The organism is Virgisporangium ochraceum, assembly GCF_016863655.1.
Taxonomy (GTDB): domain Bacteria; phylum Actinomycetota; class Actinomycetes; order Mycobacteriales; family Micromonosporaceae; genus Virgisporangium; species Virgisporangium ochraceum.
On the sequence record NZ_BOPH01000176.1, the window covers coordinates 1 to 2100 of the forward strand.

The window sequence follows — 2100 nt, forward strand, 5'->3', positions numbered from 1 at the left end:
GGGGGCACTGAACAGACCCGCACTTGATCATCTTCCATTGTGGTGATCTGCCCGATTGCGGCGGTCAGGGTCAGTTCGATGTCCAACGTCCGATCGGCCGGGTCGTAGCTGATCCGCAGATCGAGCGCGTCGTAGAGGCGGCGGACGGTTCGCTGAGGTAGGTCGCGGAGCTGTTCGCCGAGTTCGGGCAGCCGTTGAAGTGCGCTTTCGATGTCTTCGATGTCCTGGGGCCGCTGGTCGTGCTCGGCCCGGAGGACCGCCGCCGCGTCTTTGCGGGCGGTGATCGCGGTTTCGAGGTCGCCGATGCGGGCGACGATCTGAGTGCGGGCGGTCGAGGTGAGGTCGTCGGTCTCCAGGTTGAGGATCTGGCGGTTCAGGCGCCGTTCGAGGTCTGCGATCTCGGTGTCGATCTCGGCCAGTCGTTCTGGAATCGAGATCTTGTTTGCATTCGTCTTTGCCTTTCGGAGGCACTGACGCCAGTAGTCGACGCGGTCCGGGCCGAACAGGGCGTGGCTGAGCCAGTTGGTCAGGGCGTCGTGGAGGTTGGGCTCCGGGAGGTTGACCGTCGGTGGGTGGTCGGGTGGGATCTTGCTCGGCTGCTGCTTGTGGACGAAGCAGGAGTAGTAGCGGCGGCCGGTGCCTCGGGCGTTGCCGCTCATCCGCTGCCCGCACAGGCCGCAGCGGACGAGTCCACGGTAGAGGTAGTCCCGGCCGGGACGGTCTACGCCGTCCGGGTCGGACCGGCGGGAGCGGGCGTTCGACGCGGCGCGGCGGGCGACGGTCTGGTACTCCCCCAGGCTGACGATCGGCGGGTGTACCGGTTCGGGTGACCACACCCATTCCGAGGGCGGATTGGTGCGGTTGCCGGCGCTCTTGCGGGCGCGGCGGTTCCACACCATATGGCCGGTGTACTTCGGGTTGCGCAGGATCTCCCAGATGCTCGCGGTGGACCACTTCCCGATCGCGCGAGCCGGGTCCGGCGGCGTCGGCGGCGGGTAGCGGGCCGGGTCGGCGTTGAGGGCGTCCCGGATCTGCCTGAGTCCGAAGCCGGTCGACAGGTACAGGTCGTAGATGTGGCGGACGACTGGAGCCCTGACCGGGTCGGGCAGCAGCCGGGTCTTCGACTTGCCTTGGTCCCGACGCGCCGGGACCGGATGGGGGATGTGCTCGGCCCGGTAGCCGTAGGGCGGTCGGCCGACGTTGAAGCCCTGCCGGGTGTGTTCCTTGAACCCGTCCCACGACTTCTCCAGCGCCTCGATCGCATACCACTCGGCGACGCTCTGCTTCACGCGCCGGGTCAGAATCGTCGTCGCCCGCTTGTGCCCCGTCTGGATCGGCTCGTCAGCGGCGGCAAGGACGACACCGACCCGTTCGAGCTCATGCTCGATCTTCGTCCCGAAGTAGGTACGGCGCGCGATGCGGTCGATCGACTCGCAGATGACGCCCTCGAACCGGCGGTCGCTTCGGGTGGCCTCGGTCAGGAGGTCCTGGATTCCGCCATCGCGCGGGATCGGGATGGCGAACTTCTCGTGAGCCGTCCCCCGGCCACGGACGTCGAGGTCCTTGCGCCCGGACTCGACGTCGAAGAAGTGCGCCACGACCACAGCGCCGGTCGGAAGGGCGCCCCGGCAGTTGGCCAACTGCCGGGGCAACGACAGGGTGGGGTCCTGGAGGTCGTCGGTCGAGGTTCTCCCCCACCATGCCCACCGGATAACGGCGCCGCTGTTCGTCACGCCGTGCCTCGCGTAATCACTTCGTGCTTCTCCTGCGTCGTCGGGCTTTCGGCGGGGGTTCGATGCCGGCCAACGCCGCCAGCAATGCGCGCAGCGCGTTGCCCTGGCTGGCGGCGACGGCGTCCGCGTGACCATCAACGGCGATTCGAACCCACACCCGTGCGGCGATGATCGGGGTATCAGCGCCGCCGTCGTATGGACGCTCGGGCTCCCGGTTCCGGTCAAGCCCATCGGTGGTCACGGCCGCTCCGGACGCAGTACCCGCTCGAAAATGATCAAGTCCTCATGTTGGGTGAGCCACTGCGGATCGCCGATCGTGTCGGCGATCCGGAGGTTGCGCTTGGCGAAGAAGGACCCGCGGTTGACG

At 67.8% G+C, this 2100-nt stretch carries 1 protein-coding gene; it reads right to left on the reverse strand.

Translation table 11 applies throughout. The features are described from left to right. A partial coding sequence (locus tag Voc01_RS52535) for a recombinase family protein (protein ID WP_203935325.1) occupies positions 1-1868 on the reverse strand: 1868 nt, incomplete at its 3' end. Between the last annotated feature and the right edge of the window lie 232 nt (positions 1869-2100).